This window comes from Pseudomonas sp. LTR0 (assembly GCF_036630035.1).
Taxonomy (GTDB): domain Bacteria; phylum Pseudomonadota; class Gammaproteobacteria; order Pseudomonadales; family Pseudomonadaceae; genus Aquipseudomonas; species Aquipseudomonas putida_Y.
Map to the genome: position 1 here is coordinate 569,247 of NZ_CP123734.1, position 20,080 is coordinate 589,326.

The following is a 20,080-nucleotide window of genomic DNA, read 5'->3' on the forward strand; positions in this document are numbered from 1 at the left end:
GGGCGGCGCTCGATCGCCCAGGCGCTGAAAAGCTCAACTCAAACCCTGAACGCTCGCACCGCCCGGTTCAGCTCACCGCCCAGGCTCAGCAACTGTTCGCCCTGTTCACGCCCCTCGCCAATGCGTTGCAGGTTGTCTTCACCCAATTCGTGAATCCGCTCGCTGTGATCACGAATCTCGCTCACCGCGCCACTCTGCTGCGCCGTGACATCGGCAATCCGCACCGCCGTATCGGAAATGGTTCGAATGGCACAGACAATCTCATCCAGTGCCCCATCCGCCGCTTGGGCTTGACTGGCCGTGGCCTCGGCGTGTTCCAGTTGCGCGCGCATCCCCGCCACCGAACTTCTGGCGGCCTGCTGCAAGCGGTCGATCAATGCCTGAATCTCGCCGGTAGCGCCCGTGGTGCGCTGGGCCAGTGAGCGCACCTCATCGGCAACCACGGCAAAGCCACGGCCCATCTCGCCGGCACGGGCCGCTTCTATCGCGGCGTTCAGTGCCAGCAGGTTGGTCTGCTCGGCAATCGAGCGGATCACCGTCAGCACCCCGCCAATGGTTGCCGACTCTTCCGCCAGTTGCTCGATCATGCGGGCGTTGCCTTGCACTTCATCGACCAGTTCACGCAAGCCCGACAGGCTCTGGCCAATTACCGCCTGGCCTTGTTCCACGGCACGCCCGGCATCGCGACTGGCCTCGGCGGCTGCGCTGGCGTCACCGGCCACTTGTTGAATGGTCGCTTCCAGTTCGCCCAAGGCATCGCGGATCTGCCCGGTATCGCCGGCCTGGCGTTCGGCGCCGCCGTGCAGCGCGGCGCTCATGCCGGCCAGGGCGTGGCTGCTGCCGGCCACCTGCTCGGCGTTATGGCGAATGGTGCCTACCAGTTCCACCAGGTACTGACGCAGGCGGTTGAGCGACTCCTGAATGTCATGCAGTTCGCGGTTGGTCTTGCCCAGGACGATGGCCTGGGCGAAGTCGCCCTCGGCCCAGCGTGACAGGGCCGGGGCCAGGCCGGTCAGGGTGCGTGCCAGGCGCCGTTGCAGCGTGTCGATCAGTAGGGCGATCAGCAGGATCAGGCCGATCATCAGGCCTTGGATGATGCGCACCTCGGCAGCGATTTTTGCATGCTGGCCGCGTACTTCGGGCTCCAGCGCGGCGATGGCCTGTTGTACTGCTTCCAGGCGCTGGCCGGTGCTGGCGGCCAGCTCGGCGCGGCGCTCGATCTGTTCGCGGGTGCGTTGCAGTTCGGCCGGGTAGCGATTGAGCAGGCTTTGCAATTCACGCTTAAGGCCCACGGCAATGTCTTCCTGTTGGGCGCTGGCCTGGGATTCCAGGCCCATCATTGCAGCGAAGTCGTCTGCACCGGATTCGGCCGTGCGGGTTACGCCGAGCAGTGGCAGGCCGTCGACTATCTGGGCCTGGGCGCGGATCAGTTGTAGCTCGCGCTCCACCTCATCGGCCAGTTCCGGGCGGCCGCTGCTGACCAGCTTGTCGCGAGCCAACGACAGCCGGCTCAGGTGCACGGTTGCGTCGAGCAAGGGCAGCAAGTAGCGATTGGCCTCGGCGTTGCCACTGTCGCGGGCGTAGCTGGCCATTTGCTCGAAGTTCGCCCCTAGCTCCCGTTCGGCTTGCAGCAACAGGGCTTGCGGGTCGCCGGCCAGCTTGCCGGCGGCCAGCAGTTCGTTGGCGGTGAAGGCCTGCAGGCTATCCAGACTGGGGCGCAACTTCTCGGCCAGCTCAACGGGCCAGTCCGTCAGTGCGGTCTGCAACTGCTGGTTCGCCTCCATGGCGGCGGCCTGGCGCAGGGCATCGCCGTTGCCCAGGTAGGCCTGGATATTGCGCGCCGCCTGGTTCTGAAACTGCTGGGACAGGCCCAGATAGCGCTCCATCATCTGGTAGGGGCGCTCGAGGGCGCGCTGCGACCACCACAGGGTGGCGCCCAAGGCGATACACACGGTCACCAGCAACAGGGTGTTGAAATTGGTCAGCCACTTCAGGCGCATAGCCACGAACTTCCTGCGCAGGGGAGAGGTAGGCGCCTGAAGTTATTGCGATTTTGTGACGGGGTGATGACGCCAGGGGCTTGGAGTCAGAAAAAAGTGGCACAGTGCCTCTATTGGTATGGCCGGCACAGTGAGTGCGAATCTCAGGGCTCTACACGAACGACGCAATTACGCCCCGCATGCTTGGCCCGGTACAGCGCCTCGTCCGCTGCACTGGCCATGGTCAGTGCATCCAGCCCCTCGTCCAGTTGCACCACCCCTGCACTGAAGGTGCACTGCAAGTCTTGTGGCTGCGCCGGGTAGAGAATTTCGGCAAAGCGCCGGCGAATTTCGTCCAGCACTTTGTGTGCGGCGTCCAGCGCGGTATTGGGCATGACGATGGCGAATTCCTCGCCACCGTAGCGGCCAATGAAATCGGTCTTGCGCAAGCGCTGCTTGAGGAATAGAGCAAGGCTCTTGATCACTCGGTCGCCCATGGGGTGGCCATGGCGGTCGTTGATCTTCTTGAAGTGGTCGATGTCGAGCATGGCAAAGCTCAACGGCTGCTGCTCACGGCGGGCGCGGAAGCTGCAGTCTTCCAGCAGCTGCAGGATATGAGTGTGGTTGTACAGCCCGGTCAGGCTGTCGCGAACCATGCGCGCCTTCAAATGACGGGCGCGGGCGGCGCGGTTGCGCACGGTAGTGATCAGGTGGCGTGAGCGAAACGGCTTGGTCAAAAAGTCATCACCGCCTTCGCTCATGGCATCCAGTTGCTTGTCCAGGTCGTCCTCGGCAGACAGGTAGATGATCGGCACACTCACATAACGGTCACTGTGGCGGATTACCTTGGCCAGCTCCGGGCCGGTGCAAGCCGGCATGTACAGGTCAAGGATGATCAGGTCGGGCTGGAAGTCGGCAAGCTCGGCCATGGTGCGGATCGGGTCGGTCAGGCTGCGGGTGAGCATGCCGGCGCCGGCCAGTACACGCTCGGTGTACAGGGCCTGGGTGCGCGAGTCGTCGATGATCAGCACGCGCAACGGGTCGTGCGGGGCGGTGTTGGTCAGCAGTTCGACCTTTTCCAGCAAGCTGGAAGCTTCCAGGCTGCCGGTGAGAAAGTCCTGGCCACCAGCGCGTACCGCAGCCAGACGGGTTGGGGTGTCGGCTTCGTGATGGCTGAAGAACAGCAACGGAATAGCGCGTGCCAGCCCCTGTTGCACCTGAGCGGCCAGCAGCAAGCCCAGGCCGGCGCCGGTGAAGTCGACATCCATGATGATGGCCGACGGCGGGTACTCGCTGATCGAGGCGAGAAACGCTGCGGCGCTGGGCAACGCTTGCACTACCAGACCAAAGAATTCCAGTTGCTGGGCCAGGCGCTGGGCACGCTCGTGGTCCTGCAGCAGGATGTACACCGGTTTGCGCACGGGCAGCAGCAGCTGGTCGAGCGGATCGTCCTTGCGCAGGCCGTTACGCGTCAGCGGCTGGACGGGGCACTGCGGGCTTGGCTCGACTGCTTGGCTCATGTCCTGGCTACTTATAGGTTGGGATGTGCAGGGGCAATGATGGCTCTATGCTAGCAGCTCTTTTCAAGTGCGTGAGTGCCCTGCGTCAACAAAGCGGGTAGAACGAATATTCAGTTGCTGACTGAATGGTCGCTTATGCGTACGGTGGTGTCTGCTTTATAGTGCTGGCATGCGGGCTTACCGTGGCACCCTAGCGCAGGCCTGTGGTCAAAGCCCCTGAACCGTCGTGACTGATTAAGGACAAAGCCATGCTGGACTGGAAAAACCGAGAGGCCAAAGCCGAGCCCCGTGAGCGTGTCGACGGGCGCGGCGCTGCCGCCCGTAGCTACCTTGGCGGCCTTTGGAGCCGTGCCTTGGGGACCCTGATCGGGTTGTACCTGCTGGTGTGTATCGGCCTGGGCTGGTACTGGAGCCAGGAGCCGGCTCTGTTCCCGGTGCAGCAAAACGCCCAGGCTGCAGCCGAACGTGCTGGCCAGCAGATGGTGGTGGGCTATACCACCGTCGAAACCCTCAAGACCGTGGCCAACACTTTGCTGAACAAGCCGGGCGGCTACATTTCCAACGACCGCTTCCCGCCGGGGCTGTGGATGGACAACATGCCAAGCTGGGAATATGGCGTGCTGGTCCAGGTCCGCGACCTGTCCCGTGCTCTGCGTAAAGACTTCGCCCGTTCGCAGTCGCAGTCTACCGAAGACGCCGACCTGGCCAAGGCCGAGCCCCGCTTCAACTTCGACAACAAGAGCTGGATTCTGCCTTCGAGCGAGTCGGAGTTCGAAGAAGGCATCAAGTCGCTGACCCGCTACCAGACCCGCCTGGCTGCCGGCGACAAGGGCGCGATCTTCTATACCCGCGCCGACAACCTGAACAACTGGCTGGGTGACGTGGCAACCCGTCTGGGCTCGCTGTCGCAGCGCCTCTCGGCCAGCGTTGGCCGGGTCAAGCTCAACTCCACGCTGAAGACCGAGTCGGTCGTTGCCGGCCAGGCGCCGCAGGTGGATGAGGAGCTGGTGGAAACGCCATGGCTGCAGATCGACAACGTGTTCTACGAAGCCCGCGGCCAAGCCTGGGCGCTGTCGCACCTGCTGCGTGCCATCGAGGTGGACTTCGCCGACGTGCTGGCGAAGAAGAATGCCACGGTCAGCGTGCGTCAGATCATCCGTGAGCTGGAAGCCTCGCAAGAGCCGCTGTGGAGTCCGATGGTGCTCAACGGCAGTGGCTTCGGCATGTGGGCCAACCACTCGTTGGTCATGGCCAACTACATTTCCCGGGCCAACGCCGCGGTTATCGACCTGCGTCAGCTGCTGTCGCAGGGTTGATGATGGCTATCAGCCCAGCCGAGGCCGCCCATCGGGCGGCTTCCGACCGCGAGCTGGTGACCTGGGTGGACGAAACCGACCAGGTACTGGGCGCCTTGCCTCGTGCCGAGCTGCGCGAGCGTGGCCTGATCGGGCGCTGCACATTCATTCTGCTGTTCAACAGTGCCGGTGAACTGTGTGTACACCGCCGTACGCTGAGCAAGGCGCTGTACCCGGGGTATTGGGATGTGGCGGCGGGCGGCATGGTCGCGGCTGGCGAAGCGTATGCCGAGTCGGCCGCGCGCGAGCTGGCCGAAGAGCTGGGCATCGAGGGCGCCGAGCTGCGCTTTCACGAGCGGTTCTACTTCGACCAGCCTGATAACCGCTTGTGGTGTGCGGTGTATTCGGCGGTGTCGGATGCACCGTTGCGGTTGCAGCCGGAAGAGGTGATCGAGGCGCGCTTCATCGGTCTGGAACAGGCTGAGCAGGAAAGCCTGAGCAAGCCTTATTGCCCGGACTCGTTGGCGGCGTTGCAGCGCTATAAGGCCACTTTGTAGGCTCGGGTTTGCCCGCGAAATACCGGCCCAGACACCCGTTTCGCAGGGCAAGGGCTTTGCCCTTATTCGCGGGTAAACCCGCTCCTACACAATCGCCGTATTTATCGTTACACTGCGCGCCCTTTTCGGGCTGCCGCAATTCTTGCAGCAGTAGCGCCGCCCCTGCCAGAGTGGGGCTTCGCGGTCGGCCTCAACCCCAAGGCACGACCAGTTTTTGTCCTCAGCACCGAGGAACAAAAGTGGCCAAGAAAGCTTCTTCCTTTTCCGCCCTTGGCGGTCTCGTGTACTCCACCGACGCCGGTCGGCACTGCCCCGACTGTGGCCAGCCGGTGGACGCCTGCACCTGCAAGCAGCAAATCATCCCCGAAGGCGACGGCATTGCCCGCGTGCGCCGCGAAAGCAAAGGCCGTGGCGGCAAGACCGTGACCACCGTCACCGGCGTGCCGCTGCCGCCCGACCAGCTCAAAGAACTGGCGACCACGCTCAAGCGCCGCTGCGGCACCGGCGGCGCCCTGAAGGACGGGGTTATCGAGATCCAGGGCGACCATGTCGAGCTGTTGATCGGCGAGCTGACCAAACAGGGTTTCAAGGCGAAAAAGTCCGGCGGCTGAGGCCATCGCGCGATTTTTTGCCCAGCGCTTTCTAAACTCGTTCTCGTGGTCAGAGTCTATGCCTGAGCACGGATGAATCGTCATTTTCAGCTTTTACACTCGCCCCGCTGCCTGCGGGCAGTGTCTTCGACTTATCTATAGGGGACTTGAATGTCCGTACGACGCACACGCAAAGACGATGGTAGCCAATGGACCGTGGCCGACAGCCGCAGTGTTTATGGTATCCGCCATTGGGGCGCTGGCTATTTCGCCATCAATGAAGCCGGGCGCGTCGAAGTACGCCCCAACGGCCCTCAAAGCGCTCCGATCGACCTGTTCGAACAGGTCGACGAACTGCGCCAGAGCGGCTTGTCGCTGCCCTTGCTGGTGCGCTTCCCTGACATTTTGCAGGACCGTGTGCGCCAGCTGACCGGTGCCTTCGACGCCAACATCGCGCGCCTGGAATACCAGAGCCAGTACACCGCGCTGTACCCGATCAAGGTCAACCAGCAGGAAGCGGTGGTGGAAAACATCATCGCCACGCAAAACGTTTCCATCGGCCTGGAAGCCGGCTCCAAACCCGAGTTGCTGGCAGTGCTGGCGCTGGCGCCGAAGGGCGGCACCATCGTCTGCAATGGCTACAAGGACCGTGAGTTCATTCGCCTGGCGCTGATGGGTCAGAAGCTTGGCCACAATGTGTTCATCGTCATCGAGAAAGAGTCGGAAGTGGCCCTGGTGATCGAAGAGGCCGCCGAGCTCAAGGTGAAACCACAGGTTGGCCTGCGCGTTCGCCTGTCGTCGTTGGCCTCGAGCAAGTGGGCCGACACCGGTGGCGAGAAGTCCAAGTTCGGTTTGTCCGCCGCCCAGTTGCTTTCGGTGGTGCAGCGCTTCCGCGATGCGGGCCTGGATCAGGGCATCCGCCTGCTGCACTTCCACATGGGTTCGCAGATCGCCAACCTGGCTGACTACCAGCACGGTTTCAAGGAAGCCATCCGTTATTACGGCGAACTGCGTGCGCTGGGCCTGCCGGTCGACCACATCGACGTGGGTGGCGGCCTGGGTGTGGACTACGACGGCACCCACTCGCGCAATGCCAGCTCGATCAACTACGACATGGACGACTACGCCGGCGTGGTGGTGGGCATGCTCAAGGAGTTCTGCGACGCGCAGGGCTTGCCGCACCCGCACATCTTCTCCGAGAGTGGCCGTTCGCTGACCGCGCACCACGCCATGCTGGTGATCCAGGTAACCGACGTCGAGAAACACAACGACGACGTACCGACCATCGAGAACAAGGAAGCCCTGCCCGAGACCGTGCAGTGGCTGGTCGACCTGCTTGGCCCGACCGACATCGAGATGGTCACCGAGACCTACTGGCGCGCCACCCACTACATGGGTGATGTGGCCGCGCAGTACGCCGATGGCAAGCTGAGCCTGGGCGAGAAGGCCCTGGCCGAGCAGTGCTATTTCGCCGTGTGCCGCCGCCTGCACAACTCGCTGAAAGCCCGCCAGCGCTCGCACCGCCAGGTGCTGGACGAGCTGAACGACAAGCTGGCCGACAAGTACATCTGCAACTTCTCGGTGTTCCAGAGCCTGCCAGACACCTGGGCCATCGGCCAGGTCCTGCCGATCATCCCGCTGCACCGCCTGGACGAAGAGCCGATGCGGCGTGCGGTATTGCAGGACCTGACTTGCGATTCCGACGGCAAGATCAACCAGTACGTTGACGAGCAGAGCATTGAAACCAGCATGCCGGTGCATGCGGTGAAGGAGGGTGAGGATTACCTGCTGGGCGTGTTCCTGGTGGGTGCCTACCAGGAAATCCTGGGTGACATGCACAACCTGTTCGGTGACACCGATTCGGTGAACATCTACCAGAATGCCGACGGCAGCGTGTACCACGCCGGTATCGAAACCCACGACACCATCGAAGACATGCTGCGCTACGTGCACCTGTCGCCGGAAGAGTTGATGACGCATTACCGCGACAAGGTTGCCAGCGCCAAGATCACTGCGCGTGAGCGGACCCAGTATCTGGATGCCTTGCGCCTGGGCTTGACCCGGTCTTCGTACCTGTCCTCCTGAAATGCAAAGGGGCCGTTGCGCGGCCCCTTTGACTATCACTCTCGGTGAGACGTCGCGGTGAGTTCGATTGTAATAGGCAATACTGCGCCACCCTCTTCGAGAAGAGTGGTACTCGAATAGCTGTAGACCTGCTCCTCAGTCCGCGCCGTTATTTTCAGGCCCTCCACGTGCAGCACGGCGCCCGATTGTCGAGTGACCAGGAAAGGCGTCAGCCTTTCAAGGCCCTTCAAGACCTGATCATCGTGCTGTTGTTTTTCAGCCACAAAGTACAAGTAGATCAGCGGCACTGTCGCCCCACCAGCATCGCTGAGCACCTCATAAATGGCACTCTGCTTGCCAATTGGAGTTTGAGAAACAATCTTGGTCAACACAGGCCTTGCATCTCTGGAGAAGATCCATAGGGTTTGACCGAGGATAAGCAGAAGCAGGCAAGCAATCAGCCATCTAATACCCGTATGACTTGGCATATTCGATCCCTTTCTTGATCCATTCCTGATCCTCGGGGTCGTCGCCATAAGGGGAGCTGCCCCACCATGATCCAAATGCTGAATTACTGGTCCCCGCGCGGCTCTGTGCCCATCCCGCCCCCCTCAACAGGAATTCCTCCGAAAGGCCAGCAGCAGTTCCAGTTGCGCCATAATTGAAATTACCTAAAGCCTCATATTGCCTTCCCTGTTGCTTGTAATCCCACTCGCCTCGATTACGAACCTTCGAATAGAACCACGACACTAGAAAAGCACTGCCGCCATTTTTAAAGTAGTTACGCTCTTTGCTTGCAGCGTGCATGTTGCTAAGTACTGAGACACCTGATGGCGCGGGTGGAGGGTACATGATGGCTCCTTGCTCATAGGCCGTTGGTGTGAGCCCCCTCCATGGGTTCTGCTTTTATCGGCCAGAGGCTTGGAAGCAGTCAATCGAGCATATTTTTCATATTGTGTTTCCGGGCCCTGTGACCCACTTGTCCTCCAGTTTCAGTTTCCATCCAACCCACCCCAACGTCACCGCCCGCAACCCCATGAACCCAAGAAACGCCATCCACAACCCATGGTTGCCCAACCCGCTCATGGCCACTGCCACCGGCAGCGCAATCAACACCGAAACCAGCATTGCATTTCGCATTTCCCGCGCCCGGGTCGCGCCGATGAACAAGCCATCCAGCAAGTAACTCCACACCGCGATCAACGGCAGCAACGCCAGGTAGGGCAAATACGGATAAGCCGCCGCCCGCACACTTTCGATGTCGGTCTGCAAGTCGATGAACAGGTGCCCACCCAGCAGGAACAGCCCGGCAAAGCCCAGGCTGGTGATCAGCGACCAGCCGCAGGCCACCACCAGCGAGCGACGTAGGGTGTCGCGGTCACGGGCACCAATGGCATGGCCGCACAAGGCCTCCACCGCATGGGCCAGCCCATCCAGCGCATAGGCCGTCAGTAGCAGGCCATTGAGCAACAGGGCGTTGGCTGCCACGGTCGCTTCGCCCAGGCGCGCGCCTTGCACGGTAATCAGCAGGAAGACCAGTTGCAGCGCCAGGCTGCGCAGGAAGATATCGCGGTTCACCGCCAGCAGTGGCCTCCAGGCCTGCCAGCGCTTGAGCGCTGCCCACACGATCTGCCCCGGGTAGGCCCGCAGGGCCGGCCGGGTCAAGGCCAGGCCGAGCAGGGCGGCACTCCATTCGGCAATCACCGACGCCCGCGCCGAGCCCAGTACGCCCCAGTCCAGGCCCAGCACGAACCACAGGTTCAAGGCGATGTTCAGCAGGTTGGTGGTCAGCAGGATTGCCAGTGGTGCCCTGGCGTTCTGGGTGCCGAGGAACCAGCCGACCAGCGCGTAACTGGCCAGCGCCGCAGGCAGGCCAAGCAGGCGGGTATGGAAGAAGTCTTCGGTGGATTGCTGCAGGGCTGCGCTGGGTTGCATCGCATGAAGTGCCAGCTGGCTGAAGGGCAGGGCCAGCAGGCCGATCAACAGGGCGAAGCCGACCGCCAGCAGCAGCCCTTGCACCAGTACCTGGCGTAACGCGGCACCGTCGCCACGGCCGGCAGCCTGAGCAGCGAAACCGGTGGAGCCCATGCGCAGGAAGCCCATCAGGCCGACCATGAAGGTGAACAAGGTGGCGCCCACGGCCACGGCGCCCAGCTGGTGGGCGTGCGGAAGATGGCCGATGACCGTGCTGTCGACCAGCGCCACCAGCGGTACCGAGATGTTTGACAGGATCATCGGCGCGGCTAGCGCCCAGACCTTGCGGTGGGTGGGGCGGTGGCGCCAGTCGGCAGCGAGTTGGGGCATGTGCATTCCATGAGATCTTGGGGCCGCTGTGTGCCCCTTCGCGAGCTTGCGCGCCCCCACAGGAAAGTGTTGCTCTTGCGGCCGACGCCAAACCTGTGGGAGCGGGCAAGCCCGCGAAGGGGCGCAACGCGGCCCCCTTTTAACGAATGGCCACAGTGTACCGACCAGGCAACCATTTAGCGCGACCATGGTCTGACCTGGCGCGCAACAACAGGTGCTGCACCCGACGTTGCGCTATAGTTGCTGCCCTCACGTACACGCTGCCCAAGAGTTCCTATCTCATGTTCAACAAAGGATTGTTGCTGGCCTGCGCGCTGGCGTTGCTCAGTGCCTGTGACTCTTCCACGCCGGGTAAACCAGCACCGGCCGAGAAGTCTATGGCACCCGCGCCCGCCGAAGCCTCCGCCCCCAAGCGTGAGGACCCGACCGTGCTCGCCAAGCGCTACGAGGGCCGCGAACTCACGGTGCTGGACGTATCGGAAGTGCAGCTCGATGGCGCGGCAACGCTGTCGATCAGCTTTTCCGTACCGCTGGATGCCAAGCAGGACTTCACCAACAAAGTGCACCTGGTCGACACCGTCAAAGGCAAGCTCGACGGTGCCTGGGAACTCTCCGACAACCAGATGGAGCTGCGCTTGCGCCACCTGGAGCCGCAGCGCAAGCTGGTGCTGACCGTCGACAAGGGGCTGCTGGCAGTCAATGGCAAGCAGCTGGACAGCGAGTCGATCACCCGCCTGGAAACCCGCGACATGCAGCCGACCATCGGCTTTGCCAGCCGCGGCTCGCTGCTGCCTACGCGTCTGGCCGAAGGGCTGCCGGTGATTGCCCTGAACGTCGACAAGGTGGATGTCGAGTTCTTTCGCGTCAAGCCAGACATGCTCTCGACTTTCCTGGCCAACTGGGGGCGCAACAGCAGCCTGTACTACTACCAGTCCAAGGAAACCCTGGACATGGCCGAGCTGGTCTACAGCGGCCGCTTCGATCTCAACCCGGCACGCAACACGCGTGAGACCGTGTTGTTGCCAATTGCCGGCATCAAGCCGTTGCAGGCGCCAGGTGTGTACCTGGCCGTGATGCGCGCCTCGGGTACCTACGATTATTCTCAGCCGGCAACCCTGTTCACCCTTAGCGACATCGGCGTGTCGGCCCACCGCTACCGCGACCGCATCGACGTGTTTGCTCAAGCCCTGGAAGGCGGCAAAGCGTTGAGCGACGTCAACCTGGAAATCCATGATGAAAAGGGCAAGCTGCTGGCCCAGGCCACTACCGATGGCAAGGGGCATGCCCAGCTGCCAATCACGCCCAAGGCCGATACCCTGATCGCCACCCAGGGCGTGCATACCACGTTGTTGCGCCTGAACACCGCAGCCCTGGACCTGGCCGAATTCGACATCACCGGGCCTCAGGCCAACCCGCTGCAGTTCTTCATCTTCGGCCCGCGCGACCTGTACCGCCCGGGTGAGACGGTGCTGCTCAACGGTCTGCTGCGCGACCAGGACGGCAAGCCGGTCAAAGCCCAACCGGTGAGCGTGGAAGTGCGTCGCCCGGATGAACAGGTGAGCCGCAAGTTCGTCTGGGAAGCCGACAGCAATGGCTTGTACCAGTACCAGTTGCAATTGGCCACCGAGGCCCCGACGGGCCGTTGGCAACTGCTGCTCGACCTGGGGGGCGGGCGCAAGCAGGTCTATGAATTTCTTGTCGAAGACTTCCTGCCCGAGCGCCTCGCGCTGGAACTCAAGGGCAGCAGCAAACCGCTTTCGCCGGATGAAGATGCGCGCATCCAGGTCAATGGCCGTTACCTCTATGGCGCCCCGGCCGCCGGCAATCGCCTGAGCGGTCAGGCCTATGTACGCCCGCTGCGTGAGGCGGTACCGGCGTTGCCTGGCTACCAGTTCGGTTCGGTCACCGAAACCGATCTGAAGCAGGACCTGGAACTGGACGAGGTCACCCTTGACCAGGCCGGCAAGGCGGTGGTCGATATCGAAAGCCGTTGGGCCGAAGCCCGCTCTCCGCTGCAACTGACCGTGCAGGCCAGCCTGCAGGAGTCGGGTGGCCGGCCGATCACCCGGCGCCTGGAGCAGCCTATCTGGCCGGCTGAGCGCCTGCCGGGCCTGCGAGGCCTGTTCGAAGGTGAGGAAACTGATAGCAACGGGCCGGTGGAATTTGAATTCCTGCTGGCCGACCGCGACGGTCACAAACTGGCGGCCGATGCGCTCAAGGTGCGCCTTGTTCGCGAACGCCGCGATTACTACTGGAATTACTCGCAAAGTGACGGCTGGAGTTACGCCTACAATGAGAAATTCCTGACCCAGAACGAAGAGACGATCAGCGTCAAGGCAGGTTCCACTGCCAAGCTCAGCTTCCAGGTTGAATGGGGCCCTTACCGCGTCGAGGTCGAAGACCCGCAGACCGGTCTGGTATCCAGCGAGCGCTTCTGGGCCGGCTATCGCGCCCAGGACAACGCTGAGGGCGGCGCGGTGCGACCGGACCAGGTCAAGCTGGCGCTGGACAAACCCTCCTACGCCGATGGCGCTACCGCCAAGGTCACCGTCACCCCGCCCGCTGCGGGCAGTGGCTACCTGATGATCGAGTCCAGCGATGGCCCGCTGTGGTGGCAGGAAATCGATGTGCCCGCCGAAGGCAAGACCTTTGACGTGCAACTGGACAAGGCCTGGGCCCGCCACGATCTGTACATCAGCGCGTTGGTTATCCGCCCTGGTGAGCGCAAGGCCAATGCCACGCCCAAGCGCGCCGTGGGCGTGCTGCACCTGCCGCTGGACCGCGCCGAGCGCAAGCTTGCGCTGAGCCTGCAGGCACCGGAGAAAATGCGACCGAAACAGCCGTTGACGGTGAAGATCAAGGCCGCTAACGCCGATGGCAGTGTGCCCAAACAGGTGCATGTGCTGTTGTCGGCGGTGGACGTGGGCATCCTCAACATCACCGATTTCAAAACCCCCGACCCGTTCGCCAGCCTGTTCGGGCGCAAGGCCTATGGTGCCGATCAACTGGACATCTACGGCCAATTGATCGAGGCCGGGCAGGGCCGCCTGGCCAGCCTGGCGTTCGGTGGTGACGCAGCGATGGCCAAGGGGGGCAAGCGACCCAACACTACGGTAACCATCGTTGCCCAACAGAGCCTGCCGGTGACGCTGGACGACAAGGGTGAGGGCCAGGTCACGGTCGATATCCCCGACTTCAACGGCGAACTGCGGTTGATGGCCCAGGCCTGGACCGAAGAGCACTTCGGCATGGCCGAAGGCAAGACCGTGGTCGCCGCACCGTTGATTGCCGAGCTTTCGGCCCCGCGCTTCCTGGCCGGTGGCGACCGTACCAGCCTGGCACTGGACCTCGCCAACCTGTCCGGCCGCGCTCAGCAACTGAGCGTCGAAATCACCACGGATGGGCAACTGAGCCTGGCGGCCAATGCCGTGCAGAGCGTTAACCTGGGCGAAGGGCAGCGCTCGACGCTGATGATTCCGGTGCAGGCCCAGGGGGGGCTGGGGCAGGGCAAGGTGCATGTCCGGGTGACTGGCCTGCAACTGCCGAACGAGCCGATCACAGCGTTCGAGCGTGAGTGGACGCTGGGCGTGCGACCGGCCTACCCGGCAATGCTCAAGCACTACCGTGTGGCCCTGAAGGACCAGCCGTGGACCTTGCCCGAAGCAGACCTGGCCGCCTTCGAACCCGCTGGCCTGGAAGCCAGCCTGGCCTTGTCGAGCCGGCCGCCGCTGAACCTTGCCGAGCAGATTCGCGCGCTGCAAGCCTACCCCTACGGCTGCCTCGAACAGACCACCAGTGGCCTGTACCCCTCGCTGTACGCCGATGCCGACAGCCTCAAGCGCCTGGGCATCAAGGGCGAGCCGGCGGATGTGCGCAAGCGCAAGATCGAAATGGGCATCGAGCACTTGCTGGGGATGCAGCGCTACAACGGCAGCTTTGGCCTGTGGAGTTCGGACAGCGAAGAAGAGTACTGGCTCACCGCCTATGTTACCGACTTCCTGCTGCGTGCCCGTGACCAAGGTTACGGCGTGCCTGCCGAGGCACTGAAGAAGGCCAGTGAGCGCCTGCTGCGTTACCTGCAGGAACGCAACCTGATCGAAGTCGACTACAGCGAAAATGCCGACCACACGCGCTTTGCCGTGCAGGCCTATGCGGCGCTGGTGCTGTCGCGCAGCCAGCAGGCGCCGTTGGGGGCCCTGCGTGGCCTGTTCGAACGTCGCGCCGATGCCCGCTCCGGTCTGCCGCTGGTACAACTGGCAGTGGCGCTGGACAAAATGGGCGACAAACCGCGTGCCGAGCAAGCCTTGCAGGCGGGCCTGGGCATCAGCCGGGGCAAAGGCTGGCTGGCCGATTATGGCAGCGCCCTGCGTGACCAGGCGCTGATCCTGGCGCTGCTGCAGGAAAGCAACCTGGCCAGCAGCCAGGTCGATCAGCGCCTGTTCGCCTTGTCGGATGAACTGGCAGCCAACCGTTGGCTGTCGACCCAAGAGCGCAATGCACTGTTCCTCGCTGGCCGTGGCCTGCTGGGCAAGCCGGAAGGCCAGTGGCAGGCACGCCTGGACAGCGGGGGTGAAGTGCGCGAGTTGAACAATGCCGACGCCGGTATGAAGCTGGAAGGCCCGTTACTGGCCTCGCCACTGAGCGTGCAGAATGAAGGCAACGAGACGCTGTACCAGCAGCTGACCTTGTCGGGCTACCCACGGCAGGCGCCTGCTGCTGGCGGCAACGGCCTGCAGATTCGCAGAGAGTACCTGGGTATGAATGGCCAGCCGCTGGACCTGCACAACCTGCGCAGTGGCGACCTTGTGCTCGTGCACCTGGCGCTCAAGGCTGAGGACCGCGTGCCGGATGCGTTGGTGGTGGACCTGCTGCCGGCCGGCCTGGAGCTGGAAAACCAGAACCTGGCTCAAAGCGCCGCCAGCCTGGACAACGCCAGCAGTGCAGTGAAGGCGTGGCGCGAGTCGATGCAGAACGCCAGCGTGGTGCATCAGGAGTACCGTGATGACCGTTATGTTGCCGCGCTCAAGCTTGACGGCTATGGCACCACCCACCTGCTGTACCTGGCGCGAGCAGTGACCCCGGGCACCTACCGCGTGCCGCCGCCGCAGGTCGAGTCGATGTATCGGCCGAACTTGCAGGCCGTGGGGGATGGGCAAGGGGAGATGACCGTGAAAGCCCGCTGACGCAGCACGCTTATCTGCAGGAGCAGCCGCGTGCTGCTCCTGCAAGGGTATGCCATTGTGCGTTCAGTGAATCACCCAGCTCATCACCCATAGCCCCAGCACCAGCCAGATGATCCCGAGGATGATCGAGGCGCGCATGAATGCGCGGATTGCCGAGTACAGCAGCATCAGGCCGATGATCAGGGCCAGGATGCTCAGCAGCGAGGTGTCCATGCCCAAGGTGCGCGACAGACCATCGATGAAGTTGCCACCGGCATTGGCCAGCAGGTTGAACAGCCCGCTCAATGCGTCGACGATGAAGCGGATCAACGACCCCAGTGCCTGGCCCAGCCACTCGAAAAAACCTTCTACATGCATAGTTGCTTCCTGATGAAAAAATCGGCGAGGTTGTCGTCCCAAAGCCTTTGGCCATTACCTGGCCAGGTCGGTTCCCGATGCCAAGCTTAGCGCGACCACGCAGCCGTGCGGGCAGGTTGTTGCGTGCTGCATTGATCAGTTTGCTGGTGCTGGGCGGCCTGTTGTGGCTGGCTGATCGTATCTGGCCGCTGCCGCTGCCGGGTGATGACCTGGCCCGGGTAGTGCTGGCCGAAGACGGCACGCCGTTGTGGCGCTTTGCTGATGCTGATGGCGTGTGGCGCTACCCCGTAAGCCCCGAAGAGGTTTCGCCGCTTTACCTGCAGGCCTTGCTGACTTACGAGGACCGTTGGTTCTACAACCACCCAGGGGTCAACCCGCTGGCATTGGTCCGCGCGGCCTGGCTGAACCTGCGCGGGGGGCGTGTCGTGTCGGGCGGCAGCACATTGTCGATGCAGGTGGCACGCCTGCTCGACCCGCACGACCGTACCCTGGTCGGCAAACTGCGCCAGCTATGGCGCACCTTGCAGCTGGAATGGCACTTGTCCAAGCGCGACATCCTGCAGATCTACCTGAACCGCGCACCGTTCGGCGGCACGCTTCAGGGCGTGGCGGCAGCCAGCTGGGCGTACCTGGGCAAGTCGCCCCTGCACCTGACACCTGCCGAAGCGGCACTGCTGGCCGTGCTGCCCCAGGCACCCAGCCGGCTGCGCCCGGACCGCCACCCCGAGCGTGCCCAGCGTGCCCGGGACAAGGTGCTGCAGCGCCTGGCTGAATACCAGGTGTGGCCGGCCCAGCAAATTCGCGAGGCGGCCGAGGAGCCGCTGGTGTTGGCGCCACGCCAGGAGCCGGCCCTGGCGCCATTACTGGCCCGGCGCCTGAACAGCGCTGACAGCCCGCCGCTGATCCGTACCACGCTTGACGCCGCGCTTCAGCGGCGCCTCGAAGACTTGCTGCTGGGCTGGCGCGCGCGGCTGCCGGAGCGTACCTCGGCCGCCATTCTGGTGGTTGAAGCGCAGAGCATGGCGGTGCGCGCGTACCTGGGCTCGGTAGATTTGTCTGATGAGCGCCGCTTTGGCCATGTCGACATGGTGCGCTCGCTACGTTCGCCCGGCTCCACCCTCAAGCCTTTTCTCTACGGCATGGCGCTGGACGATGGCCTGATCCATTCCGAATCGCTGTTGCAGGATGTTCCGCGACGCTACGGCGACTACCGCCCCGGCAACTTCTCCATGGGTTTCAGCGGGCCTGTGTCGGCCAGCTCGGCGCTGGCCCTGTCGCTCAACCTGCCCGCCGTGCAATTGCTGGAAGCCTACGGCCCGAAACGCTTTGCCGCGCAACTGCGCATGGCGGGCATGCCGCTGATACTGCCGCCCCTTGCCGAGCCCAACCTGTCGTTGATCCTGGGCGGTGCCGGCAGCCGGCTGGAAGACCTGGTCGGCGGCTACGCGGCGCTGGCGCGGGGGGGCAACAGTGCGCAGGTGCGCCTGCAGCCACAGGCCCCCTTGGTGGAGCACCGGTTGCTGTCGCCAGGGGCGGCGTGGATCATCCGGCGTATCCTCAGTGGCCAGGCGCGCCCGGACCGCGACCCGCACGCCGAACTGGTGCAGCGCCCGCAACTGGCCTGGAAAACCGGCACCAGCTACGGCTTTCGCGATGCCTGGTCGATTGGCGTGGGGCCGCGCTACCTGATCGGCGTATGGATTGGCCGCCCCGACGGTACACCGGTACCCGGGCAGTTCGGCCTGGCGTCGGCGGCGCCGCTGATGTTGCAGGTGCACGATCTGTTGAGCAATCGCGACAGCCAACGCGGCATCAGCGTCCCTGTAGAGCGGGTACCTGCGAATATCGGTGTTGCGGCGATCTGTTGGCCGCTGGGCCAGCCGATGAGCAAGCAGGACACCAACTGTCGGCGTCAGCGCTTTGCATGGACCCTGGACGGCACCACGCCGCCAACCTTGCAGGCAGCCGACCAGCCGCTGGGCCTGGGCTTGCGTGAAAAAGTGTGGGTCAACGAGCAGGGCTTGCGGGTCGATGGTAGCTGCCCGGGCGCCAGGGCTCGTGACATCGCCCTGTGGCCGGCGCCACTGGAGCCGTGGCTACCCCGTGTCGAGCGGCGCCTGGCGCGATTGCCGGCCATCGACCCGGCCTGCCCGCCGCAGGCGCCGGCCAGTGCACCACCGCTGTCGATCGTCGGTGTGCGCCCAGGCGACAATCTGCGTCGCCCGGCCACCAGCACTGAGCCGCTGCAATTGCAGGTCTCTGCCTTGGGTGGTGGTGGACGGCGCTGGTGGTTCCTCAACGGCCAGCCGCTGGGTGAAACCCAAGGGCAAGACAGCCTGTTGCTGCGTTTGCCACAGGTCGGGCAGGCTGAACTCAGCGCGCTGGACGAAAGCGGTCAGACGGCGCGGGTGGCGTTCCAGGTCAGCGAGTAGATGTTCGACGGCAGCCGGGCCAGCACCTACGCTTGCAAGTGACGGGTGTGGCCGGCTGGTGCCCCGCAACCCATGGGAACATGGAGTGCCCTATGTGTCCTCTGCTCGTGCCCCTGATGTTGCTGCTTTGGGCACTTGCTGCCCACGCCGAGCCGTTGCCGGGGTTTCTCGACAGCCATGAATACGAGCGGCGTCTGCCCAGCGCCAACCTGCCGATGACGGACTACTCCCCTGTGCGCCCCAGCATACGGCTGGCAGGGGCGGCTATCGACAATCCCAGCTGGGCCCCGGCCAACACCCGGCTGGTGCTGCATAAAGTGCGCTTCGAGGGCGGCACGGTGTTCCCCTTGGGCGACCTGCGCGAACACTATCAGCCGCTGATCGGGCGCGAAACCACGTTGGGTGAATTGCAGCAATACACCCAGCGCCTGACCCAACGCTACCGGCAGGAGGGCTACTTGCTGTCGTATGCCTACCTGCCGCCTCAGGATGTGGCCGATGGCAGGGTCAATGTGGTGCTGGTCGAAGGTTACGTACGTGATTACCACGTGGACGGCGATATTGGATCGGCCAATGAGTATTTGCAGCAGTTGCTGGCGCGCATCGAGGCCGAGCGCCCACTGACCCGCGAAACGCTGGAGCGCTATCTGGGCCTGGCTACGCGCATGCCAGGGGTCGTGGTAGAGGCCGAATTGGCAATGGCGCGGGCTGCCGATGGTGTCGCCCAGCTGACCGTGCATGCACGGCGCAAGCCACTCAGCGCCGCTGTGACCGTGGCCGACTCCAGCCGTGATGCTGCACAGGCCCTGATCACCGTAGCCAGCAATGCCCAGACCCGCCATGGCGAACGCGTAACGGCCAGCTGGCTGCTGCCCCCTGGCAATGACCGGGTCTACTACCAGCGTCTCGATTACAGCCAGTACCTGGACGCCGCCGGAAGCCAACTGCTGCTGTCGGCGTCGCGCTACCGCAGCGAGCCCGGCACGCGCATACGTTTGGACGATGGCCGCGATATCACCCGCAAGCACGACAGTGAGCGCTATGCGATCGGCCTGCGTCAGCCGGTGGTTGTAAGGCCCAATGAGTGGCTGGCGGTGCAGGGCCACGTGTATTCAGTCAGTGAGCATGGTGAAGACCGGATGGCCGAACAGCCACCGTCTCGCAAGTACGACACCTATGTGCGGGCGCTGGCATTCGAAGGTGACTGGCGCAAGGTGGAGCAGGGGCGTTTGCGTATCGTCAGTGCCGGGGTCTATCAGGGCCTGGACTACCTGGGAGCACGCAGCGATGCTGACTACGATCTCGATTTCCTGCGCTTGCGGCTTTCCGGTTTGCAGAGCGACAGGCTGTTGGATAACTGGCAGGGGGTGGTGTCCGGGGCGTTGTACTGGAGTGATGATCGATTGCCTGACAGCGAGCGTGCGGGGTTTGGCGGGCAGAATTTCGGGCGCGGTTACCCGCGCGATCAGGCGGACGGTGACAAGGGCTGGGGAGTGGCTTACGAGCTCAACTACAGCGTGCGCAGTAGCTGGCTTGCGCGGGTTCAGCCCTATGCGGTGGTGGATACCGCACAGGCCTGGCATAACCGGGGACCGGTGGAGGACGCCCATCTGGCTTCGGTGGCGCTGGGTGTGCGGTTAGGGGTTGGGCATATGTTCAATGTGGCGCTGGAGGTGGCCAAGCCGTTGGCGGATGTGGCGCTGGATAGCCTGGAACGTGGGCCTCGGCTGACATTGAACCTGGCAATCCAGTTGTAGCAGGCAAATATGGGCTTGCCGGAGCAGCGTTTCGCAGCGCAA

Annotated in this window: 13 protein-coding genes; 7 read left to right on the forward strand and 6 right to left on the reverse strand. The window is 63.6% G+C overall.

Annotated elements, in window-relative coordinates:
• Positions 1-38 precede the first annotated feature (38 nt).
• Complete coding sequence (locus QCL51_RS02650; RefSeq protein ID WP_103443423.1) at positions 39-2,000, reverse strand: methyl-accepting chemotaxis protein; 1,962 nt, start codon at positions 1,998-2,000, stop codon at positions 39-41.
• A 143-nt stretch (positions 2,001-2,143) separates the two neighbouring features.
• Complete coding sequence (locus QCL51_RS02655) at positions 2,144-3,499, reverse strand: diguanylate cyclase (protein ID WP_338444577.1); 1,356 nt, start codon at positions 3,497-3,499, stop codon at positions 2,144-2,146.
• 248 nt (positions 3,500-3,747) lie between these two features.
• Between QCL51_RS02655 and QCL51_RS02660 the strand changes: the two genes are divergently transcribed.
• The 4 genes from QCL51_RS02660 (at position 3,748) to speA (ending at position 8,026) form a co-directional block, all read left to right on the forward strand.
• Positions 3,748-4,815 (forward strand): DUF2333 family protein, encoded by a 1,068-nt coding sequence (locus QCL51_RS02660; protein WP_021783964.1) that lies wholly within the window; start codon positions 3,748-3,750, stop codon positions 4,813-4,815.
• Between the two features lie 2 nt (positions 4,816-4,817).
• Positions 4,818-5,351 (forward strand): NUDIX hydrolase, encoded by a 534-nt coding sequence (locus tag QCL51_RS02665; protein WP_021783965.1) that lies wholly within the window; start codon positions 4,818-4,820, stop codon positions 5,349-5,351.
• A gap of 239 nt (positions 5,352-5,590) precedes the next feature.
• Positions 5,591-5,962 (forward strand): translation initiation factor Sui1, encoded by a 372-nt coding sequence (locus QCL51_RS02670; RefSeq protein WP_003255318.1) that lies wholly within the window; start codon positions 5,591-5,593, stop codon positions 5,960-5,962.
• A gap of 150 nt (positions 5,963-6,112) precedes the next feature.
• Positions 6,113-8,026 carry an arginine decarboxylase gene (gene speA / locus QCL51_RS02675; protein WP_010951840.1) on the forward strand — a complete coding sequence of 638 codons (1,914 nt, stop codon included), beginning with the start codon at positions 6,113-6,115 and terminating at the stop codon, positions 8,024-8,026.
• A gap of 35 nt (positions 8,027-8,061) precedes the next feature.
• Here the strand turns inward: speA and QCL51_RS02680 are convergent, their stop codons facing one another.
• The 3 genes from QCL51_RS02680 to QCL51_RS02690 all read right to left on the reverse strand — a co-directional run bounded on the left by QCL51_RS02680 (position 8,062) and on the right by QCL51_RS02690 (position 10,309).
• On the reverse strand, positions 8,062-8,493 hold the full coding sequence (locus tag QCL51_RS02680; protein ID WP_338444578.1) for a hypothetical protein: 432 nt from the start codon (positions 8,491-8,493) through the stop codon (positions 8,062-8,064).
• On the reverse strand, positions 8,471-8,857 hold the full coding sequence (locus QCL51_RS02685; protein ID WP_172402827.1) for a polymorphic toxin type 44 domain-containing protein: 387 nt from the start codon (positions 8,855-8,857) through the stop codon (positions 8,471-8,473). Before QCL51_RS02685 ends, QCL51_RS02680 begins: the two co-directional genes overlap by 23 nt.
• A 96-nt stretch (positions 8,858-8,953) precedes the next feature.
• The gene (locus tag QCL51_RS02690; RefSeq protein WP_021783967.1) at positions 8,954-10,309 is read right to left on the reverse strand and encodes an MATE family efflux transporter; all 1,356 of its coding nucleotides are present in this window, start codon (positions 10,307-10,309) and stop codon (positions 8,954-8,956) included.
• Between the two features lie 281 nt (positions 10,310-10,590).
• Between QCL51_RS02690 and QCL51_RS02695 the strand changes: the two genes are divergently transcribed.
• Positions 10,591-15,492: an alpha-2-macroglobulin gene (locus tag QCL51_RS02695; RefSeq protein WP_274102506.1), complete on the forward strand. Its 4,902-nt coding sequence runs from the start codon at positions 10,591-10,593 to the stop codon at positions 15,490-15,492.
• Positions 15,493-15,555: 63 nt separating this feature from the next.
• Here QCL51_RS02695 and QCL51_RS02700 read toward each other — a convergent pair whose 3' ends face one another.
• The gene (locus QCL51_RS02700; protein WP_004577004.1) at positions 15,556-15,849 is read right to left on the reverse strand and encodes a hypothetical protein; all 294 of its coding nucleotides are present in this window, start codon (positions 15,847-15,849) and stop codon (positions 15,556-15,558) included.
• Between the two features lie 77 nt (positions 15,850-15,926).
• Between QCL51_RS02700 and pbpC the strand changes: the two genes are divergently transcribed.
• Complete coding sequence (gene pbpC, locus QCL51_RS02705) at positions 15,927-18,281, forward strand: peptidoglycan glycosyltransferase PbpC (protein ID WP_103443425.1); 2,355 nt, start codon at positions 15,927-15,929, stop codon at positions 18,279-18,281.
• Positions 18,282-18,373: 92 nt separating this feature from the next.
• A complete protein-coding gene (locus tag QCL51_RS02710; RefSeq protein WP_338444579.1) occupies positions 18,374-20,038 on the forward strand; it encodes a POTRA domain-containing protein in 1,665 nt (554 codons plus the stop codon).
• Positions 20,039-20,080 lie beyond the last annotated feature (42 nt).